This window comes from uncultured Sunxiuqinia sp., from assembly GCF_963974515.1.
In the GTDB taxonomy this organism is placed as follows: Bacteria; Bacteroidota; Bacteroidia; order Bacteroidales; family Prolixibacteraceae; genus Sunxiuqinia.
The window spans coordinates 48,600-62,154 of sequence record NZ_CAXBDD010000007.1 but is presented as its reverse complement, the minus strand read 5'-3'; the positions used below and the strand labels follow the sequence as shown (position 1 = coordinate 62,154).

The window sequence follows — 13,555 nt, the reverse complement described above, 5'->3', positions numbered from 1 at the left end:
AGAGCCACACGTTCGCTTCGATCAGCGCTTATTCGGGGCGCTCAAAGCTTTTCCAAAAGCTTTCCACATAAGTTTCGTCTTCAAAATAATCTTTCCCGCTGATTTTTACCGGGCTTGTGGTAATTCCTAGTGCGCTGGCCTTACGGCTGTAGGTCGTTTGCTGGTTGTCGACGTCAACAAAGGTTTTGTCGCAATCCAGATAGCTTAGGAAATATTTACCGTTTTGTGGTTGATACACGGCCGTGTAATGATAGCTTACCTGGTTTTGATCCTGGCTTGTTGTAGCCAGCGATCGGTTATGAGGATTGTTCCGACTAGCTTCCACGACACATTCATTCCGTAAAATTTCGTAATTATTTTGGCTGATGTAAATTTGCCCGTCGTACTTTGTGGCGTAGTAGTCGCCCGTGTGTGCCAGGTCGGTCTTCGAGGTTTTGTAGGAAATAATCCAAACAGAATCACCGTTAAATTGGCTGATGTTTTCCAGTTTCAGGTCGAAGTTATTCAGTAGCTTTTCATTCAAAATGCCGTTTGATAATCGGGCAATGTCCATTTCAAGCAGCTCATCGAATCCGGTTTTTCCAGTCGGAATGGAGTAGGATTCAAAGTTCTTCTTCACTTGGCTAAATTGATAATTTCGCTTGTTAAATGCGTCAGTAATGGAAGGTGAGCGGTAGGCCGTTTCGTCATACAATTCCACAACCGCTTCTCGTTTCTGCTCCGTGGAGTCGTTGTTTGGTTTGGTCTCTTCTTCGTAATAGAATTTTACGCCCAGCGGCCCTTGATGAAAGTTAGCCGGAATATTTTTAGCGGCTGTTTTGATAATCCGGAACAAAACACGTGAATGAGCGGCAATGTCCACATCCTCGATGTTATAGGTTTGTTCGGCCAACGCAATTTTTAGAAAATCCTTTTTCAGCAGATCCGGAATAGGAAGCATTTGGTTTTGGTAGCCAACAGCCGAAAAGAAAAGCTGATCGTTTTTATATTCTTCCGGAATTTTGAGTTCGAAGAAACCTTGCGCATCGCTGGCTGTTCCGTAGAACGTACCTTCTACGCCAATGTTGGTGTAGGCCACCCCTGCCTGCGTTGACGAGTCGACCACCCGTCCTTTAAGAACTTGAAGTTGCGCCACGGCAGGCAAACTAAAGAGAAGAATGAAAGATATAAGTAGATTTCTCATGATGTCTTTTTTTTAGCTCAGAGTTTTTCCTATTTTTAGCTTATAACGTCAGAACAAATTTAAAAGTACAAATTGAATAACATATTTATGTGATCAGCGTTATTTATCCTGAATGACCAATCAACGAAAAAATAGTTTAAAATGAAACAAATCTGAAGTTTAATTCGCCTGATTTTACAAACAGTTAGGATTAAATCGCTTTGGGTTTCTCATCAATTGAAAAAAGATTTAAAATGAAAACAAGCAGACTAGTCATATTGATTGCCTGTGTGGCAGTTTTATTCTCCTCTTGTGTGTCCAAAAAGAAATACCTGGACATGGAATCATCTAAATTGAGGGCTGAACAACGGGTTCGCGACTTGACCGATGAAACCAATGCCAAGTCAGACCGGATTGAGCAGCTGATTGCTGATTATGAGCAAACCAAAACGGAATTGATGGGGAGTAACGCTGAAAAGGACCAGCTAATCAGTGAATTGAATGGGCAGATTAACGACCTTTCGACCAATGTGCAGGAGAAAGATGCCAGCTTGGAAGAACGGATTTACGCCTTCGAATTCGAAAAGCGGCAGTATAGCCAGCAGATGGAAAATTACAAAGAGGAAATCGGTTCGTTGCAGAGCGATAAGCAAAGTCTTTCGTCGCAGGTGAAAAAACTGAATGGCGATCTTACCGAGGTTCGGTTTGACTTGAACCGCCAACGTGAGGCAAACAGTACTCTGGAGTCGCAGCTAGATAAAAAAGACGCAAACATTGAGCAATTGTCAGCACAGTTAGCTTCAGTTAAAGCAGATGTGCAAAAACTCAAGGTCGATCTTCAGGCCAAAGATGAAACGATTGAGCAATTGAGAAACAATGTCAGCTTGTTGAAAAGTGAGCTTGCCAAATAAGGGGTGGGGAAAAACTGGGGGATGGCGAACTTTAGCCTAACGATGGCAAATTGATCCCCTTAATCTTTTGGAACAAATCCAAGGCATATAAATCAGTCATACCCGACACAAAGTCGATCACCGACTGCACCTTTTCGTAGGTGGTTTGGTGGTCGCCCCGGTATTGGATGGGCATCAGCGAAATGAGCAGTTTGGCATATCCCTCGTCGGGTGAAAGAATGGCTTCGGTGAAGGATTCGAGCAGGGTGCCGATGATTTGGTGACCCGAGATTTCAATTTCAACGACGGAGCGGTGTTTGTAGATTTTTTCAATCGAAAGCGCCTCAATTTCATCCATGGCTATTTTTGACGAGCCTTGAACCTGGCTGATCAACGATTTTTGGAACGTACCCTCCAGTATAGCTGCCTGATTTTGTTCGAACACTTCCATACACTCGTGAACCAACTTGTTGATGACTCCGGCCCGCAAATAGGCAATACGCTCATTGTGATCCAGCACATCGTGAAACGTATTCTCAATTCGGGCGAGCAAATCGGTGTCGGTTGCCGGGTCATAAAAGTTCAGAAAGAGCGTTTTCGTTTGCTCGTAGGTTAAAATTCCGAGTTTGTGTGCATCTTCCAGGTCCATCAGTTGGTAGCAGATGTCGTCGGCAGCTTCAACCAAAAAAACCAAAGGGTGCCGCACAAATTTCAACGGGTTGTCCGCCAGTTGTTTGATGTTGAGTTCTTTGGCAATTTCTACGTAGATGGATTTTTCGGATTGGAAGAATCCGAATTTCGACTTCTTGATATCAACGGATTCAAACGGATATTTAACAATGCTGGCCAAGGTGGTGTAGGTCAGTGCAAAACCGCCTGCGCGTCGTCCGTTAAACTGGTGGCTGAGTAATCGGAAAGCGTTGGCATTACCATCAAAATACACAAAATCATTCCATTCTTCAGGCTGCAAAACCAGTTGCAGGTTTTGGCCTTTTCCGTTTCTGAAATAACTTGAAATCGCTTCTTCGCCAGCATGTCCAAAGGGTGGATTGCCCATGTCATGCGCCAGGCAGGCTGCCGAAACCACGGACCCCAGTTCGGTAATCAGCGGATTGTTTTCGCCTGCAGCTTGCAGCTTTTCCGAGAGAATATTGCCGAGCGACCGTCCGACGCTAGCTACTTCGAGGCTGTGTGTGAGCCTGTTGTGTACGAAGATGCTTCCGGGAAGTGGAAACACCTGCGTTTTGTTTTGCATGCGCCGAAAAGGGGACGAAAAAATCATCCGGTCGTAATCGCGCTGAAATTGTGTTCGGTTATAGAGTTCCGTTTGCTTTACGGCTGGTTTGGTTCCCAATCGTTTACTTGAAATCAATTCCGTCCAGTTCATCATACCTTTTTATTTAAATAAGCAGTTGAGCGGCTTTTCTGTTCAAAATATATCCACGTGGTAGTTTTTTAATTCTCTGTCCAGTTTTTTCGAACCGGGGCAAACTACGTCCAACAAATCCCAGAAAGTTTTGCTATGATTCTTCTCTTTCGTATGTGCCAGCTCATGCAGGATTACGTAGTCGATTAAAGGCTCTGGCAAGCGCATGAGGTGTAGGTTCAGGTTGATATTATTGGTTGATGAACAACTTCCCCAGCGACTTTTTACATGTTTTACAAATACTTTTTCAAAATCAAACCGGTGCTTGTCAGCCAGTTCCTGCAGGCGGACAGGCAAATATACTTTGGCTTCCTGCCGCATAACCTCAACTAGGGTTCGGCGTATAAATTGCTGAATGGATGGGTGTTGATGGTCGTATTGACTCGGAATATTAATTTGAATGATACCGTTGCCAATGAAATTTGAAACATTTGCGCGGTCAACTTTTACTACTTTCAATTGGTGAAACTTTGTTCGAAAAGCGCTATCTTGTCCAAAAACGGTTAAACCTGTTTTTATCTTTTGTTGTTGTTGTTGTATCCAGGCCGATTTAGATTTTACGAAGTCGATGGCCTTCGATTCGGACGCTAATGCAGGCATGGAAACATGCGCAAGTCCATTTGGTTTTACCCGTAACCGAAAATAACGGGAGCGTTCATTTCTAACTAAAGCAACCTGTCCAACAGGTTCAACAACGATCATTTTTTCAGCTTTCATAAAAATCGATAATTGCTGACGAAGATAAACAATCCTTCAAAATTTGAACTATGGAACAAAAAAACACGATTGAGGTATTTGGGACGATTAACAAACGTGAAACCGTTTTCACGATTGATGATAAAATTGAGCCAGGGACGCTCGTTTTTGAGTCGCTTGAGCCATTTCCGGGGTATTATCACGAAACTCCTTTTGACACAAAGCCGATTTACATGTACGTTGCCCTGCAGGAACACTATCCATTGGAGAGCATTATTCGTGCGACACAGGAAGTGGAAAAAGTGTTCGACGAAAAGTTTGATGCCGGGAAGGGTTTTTTGACTATTTATGATAAAACGTACTATGTGTTACGGGTAAGACACTTAAACCGATATGACCTGATTGGTACGCTGCAAAAAGCGTACGAGGATAACGGAATTCACTTTTTGAGCAAGAATAAAAAAAGTCTGAAGGAAAAAGCCAGTATCAAAGTGGTGAAGTTTTTTACTTTGGAAGAAATTGATGAAGGAATCTATCTGGATCGGAAAGAGCGGTTTCATGCCTATATCGAACTTCCGGTTTATTGTGGTTGGGAGGCCTTCGATGCCTTGAGCAACCGCGTAAAATACAACTGGCAGGAGAGTAAGTTTGATGCTGCAGTGGGCGCTTTCTACCACCAGGGGCGGTTGCGCGAATTTGCCCGGATTTACAGTAACAAATTAAGCCTGGAGTATTTGCAGCAGTTGAAAAAGCTGTATCTCGAAAAGATGAAATAACAGATTATAGCTGATCTGATATAGAAAAAGCGGAACAACCTTAGGCGTTCCGCTTTTTCTATGTCGAATGGGCTGCATTCGTACGGGATCAAAAGAGCTGCATCAGCAGGTTGTTTGTTTATGCAGCTTGAATTGAGGTAATGACTTGCCTACTGGACTGGAAAGTCCTTTTTGTCGAAGTTCCACCCATCAATCGAAACTTTCCAGTTACTTGAATCAGCCTGTGGACATTCCAACTCGATGATTTTTTCGCTTCCTGGTACCAGTGAAACGTAATTGTCGTTGGCAAACAGCGGTAAGATCCGTTCGTTGGTTTTGGCATCGACAATGGCCAGCCGATTGAAAAATGCGACTGGAGCATCGGATGGATTTTTCAGATGAACTACGACTTTATTGTCCCCATTTCTTTTGGCCGAAACCTCGAGCTTTGATTTAGCTATGGATTGCAGACCGCTATAGTTTCCTCCTGCATTCGGAAACCAGTAGAAATTCTCGGCTACCACTTCCTGTTGATTATTTTGCAGTTGCAACAAGAGAAATGAACCATCTTTCTGCTCACCAATCCGTTTAAGCGCCGGGTCGACCGACAGTATTTTTTTGGTTGTCGTTGGGCCGACATAGACAAAAACCTGGGTGATGAGCCGCTCATTTCCTTCCATGTCATATGCTTTGGCAATTAGCATCAAATCATTCTCTGATTCAAACCCATTGTTTACAATCGAAATCATTTTCGTTGCCGGGTTACAGATGGCCTGAAGGCTTTTGCTTCCTGCACCCAGTCCAAACAAACCGGCATTTGGATCGAGGTAGTAGTCGTACATCTGTCCGCGCAGCGCCGTCCAAGGATTTTGAGTTTTCCAGATGATTGTTCCGGTGTACCAGTCCCACATGTGTGCACTGAATCCTTCTATCAGTGCCCGATACTGGTTGTAGTTCACGAGCTGGGCTTTCCGGGCAAAGTCTTCCATGTTCGTTGCTTCGCCATAAGCTGCGATCGAATTGCCATAGCCAATGTATTTGTGGTAAGTCCAAACCGGATCGGAAACAGACTCCGTTCCACGCTTTTCAGTAGGAATAACCTGGTTCTCTTCAGGCAGAAAACGAAGGAGTGATTCCACATCGCCCACGCCAACAGAGCCCACTTCGGAGTTGAATGGCCAGGTGCGGTGCTGCCAAAAGATGGAGTCGGGCTGAATGCCGTATGGGCCATCGCCATTTCCGCCCAAAAAGTTATACGACATACTGTCGGAGTTCGAATACTCAATAAACCAGCGTGTGCCGTCGAGTTCTTTCAATACAGAATCTCTTAGTACTTCCAGAATATCAACCGGTGGTTTTATTTCGTTACCCCCGCACCACATGGCCAGCGATGGGTGATTGCGAATAAGCTTAACGGCATCGGCAGCTGACTGAATAAACAACTGATGATCGTCGGGGTATTGCCGGCGAGTCCATTGGTCGTGTTTCTTCTTCGGATCCATCCAGCGTCCGTTGCAATCGCCCGACATCCAGAAGTCCTGAATCACCAACAACCCATGTTTGTCGCAGGCCTCGTAAAACGCTGGTCGCTCGACCAGTGCGCCACCCCATATCCGAATCAGGTTTAGGTTCATGTCGCTGTGGTAGCGGACTTCGGCATCGTAACGCTCCGGAGAGAAACGAAGCATGGCATCGGAGATTATCCAGTTGCCACCTTTGATAAATACTTTTTGGCCGTTGACCATGATTTGCATGCTACGGGTTCGTTCGTTCCACTGTCGTTGAATTTCGCGGATACCTACCGTGAGAGTTTCCTCATCTGCCAACTGCTCATTGATCAAGAATTTCATCGATAGGCTGTAACGATTTTGGTCACCATAACCGTTGGGCCACCAAAGTTTTGGATTTTCGACAAGCAGTTCGGGCAATTTTACCAGTTGAGTTGAATTGGCCGGCAGCGATACAGCTTGTTCAACTTTTATACCATCGAGCTCAGCCACTAGTTTTCCGCTCACAGTTTTGTAGGTGGGGTTAACCAATTCGGCCGATGTTTCGATGTGAGCCGGAGCCTGCATTTTTCCTGGAAAACGAATACCGGGCACATGCGTAACGATATGTGGATTTTGAAGGTTTACAAGCTTGGTGGTTTCCAGGGTTACTTTATCCCATATCCCAGTATTGCGGTCACGAACAGGCTGAATCCAGTCCCAGCCGGCCACATATTGGTGCGAAACATTGCGGGCAATTTCGCCATCGCCCCCCTGTCCGCCATTGGGGTTACCAACCGGATCGACAGGATATACAATGACTGCCAGCCGGTTGTTGCCATCGGTAGCCAGCAATTTTGTGATGTTGTAAGTTTGGCGCAGAAACATGCCGTAGTGTCTCTCGTCGTTTACCCTTCGGCCATTTAGGAAAACATCGCAGCTATAGTTGACACCACGAAAATGCAACCAGACCTGTTCGTCGCCCTTTAATTTTTTTGAAAAATCATTCGCAAACCAATAGGTATAATGGTCCCGCCCGGTTTCGTAAATGTCTTTGATTTTTTCGTTGTTCATGCCATAAAAAGGGTCGGGCACTTCACCTTGCTCCAGCAGGTTGGTTAGTACGGTTCCCGGAATAATGGCAGCCTGCCATCCGTTCAAAAGATAGTTCGGGTTGGAAATTTCTTCGCCCAAAGCATTCACCTGCTCCATCGAGGCCATTTTCCAGTTCGTGCTAAGCTCCAGTTCTGAGGCTTCACCACGAAACGACGAAGCAACTATTCCCAGCAGGATTGCGATTCCTGCGATTTTAATTTTTACTGTGCTCATTGATTTTAGTTTTTTAGCAGAACATAAAATAAGGCTAAGCTTAATCGATACTAAATCCTACTGCCTCCTTTACACCGGTAAAGAATGCTTCAATTTCGGTTAGTGTTGTGGCTGTTTTCGGAACATCTTTCACAATTTGGCCTTTTTCCAAGATGACAATGCGGCTGCAAACATCGGTGATGTTATCCAGGTTGTGGCTCGAAATCAGAAATGTTGTTCCAAAATCTGCGGTTTGGTCCTTGATCAGTTGACGCAGTTTGAATTGTGACCCGGGATCGAGGTTGGCAAACGGTTCATCCAGAATCACCACTCCGGGATTGCCCATCATGGCGGCGGAGATGCCTACTTTTTTCTGGTTTCCTTTTGAAAGGTCACGGATGAATTTCTTCTTTCCACGGATTTCGCCATTGAAAAACTCGGTGTAGCGATTTAAATGCTGGTCCACGTCGGCTTGATTCATTTCGCGAAGCTCGGCGATAAAACCAAAATATTCATCGGCGGTCAGGTAGCCAATGGTAAAGCTTTCGTCAATGAAGGCGCCGGTAAACGCCTTCCAGTCTTCTGACTCCTGCACCTTAATTTGGTTGCTGATTACAAACCCTTTGCTGGGCATAATCAGGTCGAGCAGTAAGTTGAACAGCGTGGTTTTTCCCGCACCGTTGTTACCCACCAATCCAAATACTTCGCCTTGACGAATCGTTAATTCCGGAATATTCAGAACAATTTCCTTGTTGTATGCTTTTATCAGGCTGTTAATTTCAATCATGATCAGGAGTTTTTATAGTCTTTGATTAAACGATGTTTTTGTTGAAGATAGGCTTTGCCAAAGTAGTTGAACAGTTGTGGTTGAAGCAAGATTCCTGCAATACCGAGTCCACCCAGCAGCAATAAAGCGCCGTTGGCTCCCAGCACCAGTTTCGAAAGTAGGTAAACCAGCATGGGCCCCAGCAGCAGCGGAAAGGTGATCAGCCATTGGGCAGCACCCATTCCCTGGTAATTGAACATGGACGAGCTGCTTAGATCAAGTGCACGCTTGCTGTTTTTTCCGAATAAAAAAATCAGGTTCATGTTCACCCCAAGGTGGTAGAGCAACATAGCCGAATGGTAATATCCAATCCGGGTGTCAATCAGCATGTAGGGCAATGTAAGTAAATAATATACAAAGGAGATGGCCACATTCATGTAGTAAAAAGATTGCAAAAATTGCTTCATTTTGAAGTTCTGGGTCATCAGCATCGCGAAATAGTTGCTGTGCCATGCCGGGAAAAATTGTCCAAGAGAAATCGAAAACATCGAGATCATGAGTAAACCTCCCAGAATAAACATGAAATCGGGAATTCCATTGCCGCTGTCTTTGTAAATCAGCAAGCCATAAAAGAGGAAAAGGATCGTCATCAGAAAGGACGTTCGCGGACGTTTGTTTCGCCAGATCATGCGGACTTCGAGTGAGATGAATTTGCCATATTCGCCCAGCCGGCTCATCCACGAAAAGTCACGTACGGTGTTGTCTTTTTGTTTCTTTTCAACCAAGTTGAGGTAAAGCCTGCTGCGTAAAAACTTGTAGTTTAGAATAATGACAGCAGCCATTGGGATAACAGCAGCCACCACCCAAGCCGGGCTAGCCAATATCAGGTCAAAGTAGCTTCCAAACAGGCCAGTCAGGTTAACAATTTTGAAGAAGTTGATGGCATAGAGTGCCGAAAAAGCGAGCATGAAAATGTAAAAACCATAGCCGCTGTTGTTAATCCACCACTTCAACCAAATGGTTAGAAAATGGTTGGTGAAAATCATCAGGACAATCCCCGCAAACCAGGCGAAGGTGGCGGCTGATGTGTGGTTTGCTGCAACCAGCGAAAAGGTTATTGGGATGAGTAGAAAGTAGGGGAGGAAATTGAAAAAATGAAGCAGCGAACGAAGCAACAAGTAGCGGGCAATCCGGCTTCGCTTGATGTTCAGAATCAGTAAGGGCTTGAGGCTGACGGTCGGCAAGCTTTGCAAAACTTGTCGAAACAGCAAATCGAAGCCAAAATAGACCAGCAGGTAACTGTTGAAGATTTGCACCGGATTGGCGTCCGGAAATCTTTCAGCAATCATTTTGGGAATCATCAGACCGAGGGCCAAAAAATTGATGGCAAAATAGAGGGCTAAAAAGCCGAGCATGATGGTGGTCGCCACGCTTTTCCCAAAAGCCGACGACCGGGTGACTTCCTTCCATGCAAACGAATTAAGGCTGTAGTTCATTAAAAATTGGGTTTTAATTATTGGTTGATGTTTATGGGGTTGTACTGAGCGTGGTGGCCGCATCATTCCAAACGGTAGGAGAGGCTGCATGCTTTTTTATACTGTTTGATCGTGCCATTTTGGTCGTGGAGTTCGAGCCTGACGAGTAGATATCCAGCTGGCATTTTGTACCATCGCTTTGTTGGTCTGTCCAAATCCATTCGCCCTCATTTCCGGCAGGCTCTTTGTTTTCCAACTCACAATTAACCTCCGTGTAGTTGCTGATGTTGATCCACGGCGAATCCCAAATGGCCCCGCCGTCGCAGTCTAGCGCCTCAAACCTGCCAGCCGAAGTGGAAACGGTTTTTACGTAGTAGTCATATCCGTCCGTCAGACTGCAGTCATCAAAATTGATGCTCCAGTTTTCTCCTTGATTCAGATTAATATGCAGGCTTTCGCCATCGTCGTCACCCCAAACACCCAGGTTGGGCGTGTCGAAATTTTCCTCCCAAATGACCGTGCCGTAGCTTTCATTTGTTAATAATATTGAAAGCATAAAAATAAAAACACTATTTATACGCCACATTGTGTGAAAATTTAAAAGCAAACTACTAATTTTGCGGACTTTATACGACGTTCGGAAAAACGTAAATAATGAATTGAAATTAACAAAATTTGTTTAATTATGAAAGTTGCAGTTGTTGGTGCAAGTGGTGCTGTAGGACAGGAATTCTTGGAAGTTCTGGCCGAGCGTAATTTCCCACTCGATGAGTTAGTTTTGTTTGGATCGGCCCGCAGTGCCGGTAAAGTGTATGATTTTAAAGGAAAAAAACTGACTGTGAAGGAATTGAAACACAACGATGACTTCAAGGATATTGATATTGCCTTGACATCGGCTGGCGCTTCCATTTCCAAGGAGTTTGCATCAACCATTACAAAATATGGTGCGGTCATGATTGATAATTCCAGTGCATTCCGCTACGATGACGATGTGCCTTTGGTGGTGCCCGAAGTGAATCCGGAAGATTCAAAAAACCGTCCGCGCAATATTATTGCCAATCCAAATTGTTCGACCATTCAAATGGTGGTTGCCTTGAAACCAATTGAAAACCTGTCGAAGATTACCAAAATTCAGGTGGCGACTTACCAGGCAGCCAGTGGTGCAGGAGCACAGGGAATTGCCGAGCTGGAAGAACAAACCCGGCAGATTGCCAATGGCGAAGAACCGACCATCGAGAAATTTCAGTATCAGTTATCGATGAATATCATTCCTCATATCGATGTTTTCCTTGAAAACGGATATACCAAGGAGGAGATGAAAATGAATTGGGAAACCAAAAAAATTATGCACACCGATGCTGAAGTGAGCGCCACTTGTGTGCGTGTGCCGGTGGCACGTTCGCATTCCGAAGCCATTTGGGTTGAAACCGAAGATGAACTGAGCCTGCAGCAAGTACGCGAGGCGTTTGATCATTTCGAAGGCCTCACCGTGGTTGATAAGCCAGAAGCCAAAGAATACCCGATGCCGCTTTTTGTCGCGGGCAAAGACGATGTGTATGTTGGCCGTTTGCGTAAAGACCTGACAAACCCCAAAGGAATTACCTTTTGGTGTGTGGGCGACCAAATTAAAAAAGGTGCCGCGCTTAATGCCGTTCAAATTGCCGAATGGTTAATTGCCAACGGCGAAGTCAAATAAACGGTTCACAATATCAATAAAAAACCCCGGCTGAAACTCAGCCGGGGTTTTTTATTTATTTGCGTTGTGACATTTAGATTAGACCTTATTTTTCGTTACTGCTCTTCAAATGCGCTTTTAGATTCGGTTACTCCGGCAGACAGGCTCCCTGTTTTCTCTCCTTATCTTCGACGAATATTCCGTGTATATGATGGGTATATAAACATAGAAGATACATAGAAAATATGGGCATGAACTGGGTTAGAACCGATAGGCTTACGGAGGACCCATGGAAAGAGGATCTAAACGAGCTGAAAAGGGTTAAAAAGCAGGGGGAAAGGCACAAAAAAAGGAAGCTCATATTGAACTTCCTTTTTTATTAGTTCATCTAAAAGAACCGGAGCGGCAGTAACTGAGAACTTTTCTTTGAAACTGAAAAGATACTACTCTGGCATTTCGATTCTACTTATCAAACCAAAGATTATCCCATAAGTGTGGGACTTCATTTGGAGCATTGATATTTCCAGTTAGTTCATCATCAGGATAGGGCCATCTTCTTGCAATTTCACCTTCTGGCACTGGTGCTCCGTTCGGCGTTTTAAGGGCTGGCACTTCACTTCCTTCAACTCCGCTACGTCTCTGTTGTACCCATGACTCAAGCGCTCTATTGTATAGGTCTATCCATTGTTGTTCCTGGAGCGTTGTCAATGGATCTGAGGAGGTTGTTAAATCCAATTCGGGCTTGCTGAGGAAAGTTTCAATGTCAGATGATGCGACATTATAATACTCCAGTGAGTGGCGAAGTCCTGTTTTGAAAAACTGATCAGCTTTTAATAGATCAGGGGATGTTCCGATACCTCTCAAGTAAATTTCCGCTAAGAAATAGTTCATTTCTGAACTACTAATAATTAAATCGGGTGAGTCTGCCGCTATAGAAGTTCCAGTACCCACTCTCATTAATGCCGTAGTGGCATCAGCATCTGTCGCGGTGTAGACTCCATGGTATTCACCTTCTGCTTCATCACCTGGGGCAAAGTATTTTTCAATTCTTGGATCATCCAACGGTTTCATGATGCTATCAAGCATAACGCTATTAGCCATCATCCATACGTTTTGCCCGCCTGAATATTTTTTAAATATCTTATACATCGGGTTTTCATTACCTCCTGCATCTGCAAAAGGGAATTTTAGATTGTCTGCTGCGGTCAGGATCAAATCTGCAGATGCTAAATCATTTGCCAAATCTGCTTTTGAAGGATCTGAGTCGAGCATGGTCATCGCAATTTTTAGTTTCATGCTATTTGCTAACTTAATCCATTGATCCAAGTCTCCATTATAGTATAAGTCCTCTGTGATAACTTTTTGAGGAGAATTTTTGTCAATTTGTTGAATTCCCTCATCTAACAGTGCAGCCAGGCCTTCAAGTACATCCTTTTGTGAATCAAAAGCTGGATAACTTTCATCTGTCCATGCTTCGCTGTAGGGCACATCTCCCCATATCATGGTACACTCGTAAAACATGCAGGCAAATGCAATTTTACATTGAGCGGCAACATTAGGTTTATTCTGTTCTTCCGCAATATCAATTGCCTTCTTGAAGTTTGCTCCGGCAGTTGCATAGTAAACTTTCCAGGTATTACCTGTAGAGTAAGGGCTAATATCATAACGATCTTCGCCGTAGCCCCATCCATAGTTTCCTCCAGTTGCTATCAGCTGACTCATAAACCCGATAGGCCAATAATTGTCACCTCCAGTTCTGTTTGCACTCCAACTTGTAATTGCATAACCAAATAAATATTCAGGCTCTACTGTCGAAACTGCGTTTGGATTCTGGTTTACATCCAACCAGTCCTCGCAACTTGGCAAAACGAAAATTGCCAAGAGAAAAATTATTAATATTTTTTGCTTTTTCATT

11 protein-coding genes are annotated in these 13,555 nt (G+C 44.3%); 3 read left to right on the top strand and 8 right to left on the bottom strand.

Annotated elements, in window-relative coordinates; all coding sequences use genetic code 11:
- Nucleotides 1-28: 28 nt before the first annotated feature.
- A complete protein-coding gene (locus AAC033_RS03590) occupies nt 29-1,183 on the bottom strand; it encodes a carboxypeptidase-like regulatory domain-containing protein (RefSeq protein ID WP_339735477.1) in 1,155 nt (384 codons plus the stop codon).
- 233 nt (nt 1,184-1,416) lie between these two features.
- Here AAC033_RS03590 and AAC033_RS03585 point away from each other — a divergent pair, with 233 nt between their 5' ends.
- Complete coding sequence (locus AAC033_RS03585; protein WP_339735475.1) at nt 1,417-2,073, top strand: hypothetical protein; 657 nt, start codon at nt 1,417-1,419, stop codon at nt 2,071-2,073.
- A 31-nt stretch (nt 2,074-2,104) separates the two neighbouring features.
- Here the strand turns inward: AAC033_RS03585 and AAC033_RS03580 are convergent, their stop codons facing one another.
- Together AAC033_RS03580 and AAC033_RS03575 are read right to left on the bottom strand one after the other, a co-directional pair.
- Nucleotides 2,105-3,442, bottom strand: a complete 1,338-nt coding sequence (locus AAC033_RS03580) for a deoxyguanosinetriphosphate triphosphohydrolase (RefSeq protein WP_339735473.1) — start codon at nt 3,440-3,442, stop codon at nt 2,105-2,107.
- A 39-nt stretch (nt 3,443-3,481) separates the two neighbouring features.
- Entirely contained in the window at nt 3,482-4,195 is a 714-nt protein-coding gene (locus AAC033_RS03575) for a SprT family zinc-dependent metalloprotease (protein WP_339735471.1), read from the bottom strand.
- Nucleotides 4,196-4,245: 50 nt separating this feature from the next.
- On the opposite strand from AAC033_RS03575, the gene AAC033_RS03570 reads away from it, so the two are divergent.
- Nucleotides 4,246-4,950, top strand: coding sequence for a hypothetical protein (locus tag AAC033_RS03570; protein WP_339735469.1), 705 nt, complete (start codon nt 4,246-4,248; stop codon nt 4,948-4,950).
- A gap of 149 nt (nt 4,951-5,099) precedes the next feature.
- Here AAC033_RS03570 and AAC033_RS03565 read toward each other — a convergent pair whose 3' ends face one another.
- The 4 genes from AAC033_RS03565 to AAC033_RS03550 are packed head-to-tail and all read right to left on the bottom strand — an operon-like array spanning nt 5,100 to nt 10,521.
- The gene (locus AAC033_RS03565) at nt 5,100-7,745 is read right to left on the bottom strand and encodes a glycoside hydrolase family 2 TIM barrel-domain containing protein (RefSeq protein ID WP_339735467.1); all 2,646 of its coding nucleotides are present in this window, start codon (nt 7,743-7,745) and stop codon (nt 5,100-5,102) included.
- Between the two features lie 40 nt (nt 7,746-7,785).
- The gene (locus AAC033_RS03560) at nt 7,786-8,511 is read right to left on the bottom strand and encodes an ABC transporter ATP-binding protein (protein ID WP_339735465.1); all 726 of its coding nucleotides are present in this window, start codon (nt 8,509-8,511) and stop codon (nt 7,786-7,788) included.
- A gap of 2 nt (nt 8,512-8,513) precedes the next feature.
- Nucleotides 8,514-9,986 (bottom strand): DUF5687 family protein, encoded by a 1,473-nt coding sequence (locus AAC033_RS03555; protein ID WP_339735463.1) that lies wholly within the window; start codon nt 9,984-9,986, stop codon nt 8,514-8,516.
- A gap of 31 nt (nt 9,987-10,017) precedes the next feature.
- Complete coding sequence (locus tag AAC033_RS03550; RefSeq protein ID WP_339735461.1) at nt 10,018-10,521, bottom strand: hypothetical protein; 504 nt, start codon at nt 10,519-10,521, stop codon at nt 10,018-10,020.
- A gap of 129 nt (nt 10,522-10,650) precedes the next feature.
- Between AAC033_RS03550 and AAC033_RS03545 the strand changes: the two genes are divergently transcribed.
- On the top strand, nt 10,651-11,661 hold the full coding sequence (locus AAC033_RS03545; RefSeq protein WP_339735459.1) for an aspartate-semialdehyde dehydrogenase: 1,011 nt from the start codon (nt 10,651-10,653) through the stop codon (nt 11,659-11,661).
- Between the two features lie 441 nt (nt 11,662-12,102).
- Here the strand turns inward: AAC033_RS03545 and AAC033_RS03540 are convergent, their stop codons facing one another.
- On the bottom strand, nt 12,103-13,554 hold the full coding sequence (locus AAC033_RS03540; protein WP_339735457.1) for a SusD/RagB family nutrient-binding outer membrane lipoprotein: 1,452 nt from the start codon (nt 13,552-13,554) through the stop codon (nt 12,103-12,105).
- Between the last annotated feature and the right edge of the window lies 1 nt (nt 13,555).